1 protein-coding gene is annotated in these 637 nt (G+C 42.9%); it reads left to right on the forward strand.

Features of this window, described 5'->3' with window-relative positions:
- Positions 1 to 637: hypothetical protein (locus tag PT281_RS07785; protein ID WP_277153506.1), on the forward strand; the 637-nt coding region annotated here is incomplete at both ends.

Here is a 637-nt window from a genome sequence, read left to right on the forward strand (position 1 = left end):
GTACTGCCGGAATCGGTGGTATTTTAGGTGGTCTATTGAGTTCACCGCAGGTTGCCCATGCGGCAACTAATGTGCCTAAGGTCAAAACGAGCAGTTTTGAACATTTATTGGTTAATGCCAATTCGGCAGAAATTCCGGCTTCACAAAGTGCAACACAAGTAAGCACGACGAAGACTAAGGAAACGATAAATTCCAATAGTAATGTGGAAGCAATGAGCCAAACCCAAACTAGGGCTGCTCAAAGTCAGGTAGTGAAGACGACTGACGAAACAAAAGCGCAGAGTTCTGCTGCAAAAACTAAGACAACTGCTAGTTCACAGGCAGTTAAGACGGAATCAGCTTCAACGAGTGCGACTAGTCAAGCCAGCCGCGTTCAAGAAGTTGTACAGTCACAAGCAGCTAAAGCAACTAAGGAAACCGTAAGTTCACGAGTTAATGCGCAAGATGAGTATGACATTAATTCAGAGGCAAATTCAATTGCCAATGATTTTACCAATACTAGTGCTAACCATTCATCACTGACGGATTATGTATCTAACTCACAGTCGAAGAGTTTTGCCAATAATACCAGTGATACTTCCGCGTCCAAGAGTTTAACCGATAAGAGTTCATTAGCAGCTTCTTTGGCTAATTCATT

The sequence above is a fragment of the Lactobacillus sp. ESL0701 genome (genome assembly GCF_029433445.1).
Classification (GTDB): Bacteria; Bacillota; Bacilli; order Lactobacillales; family Lactobacillaceae; genus Lactobacillus.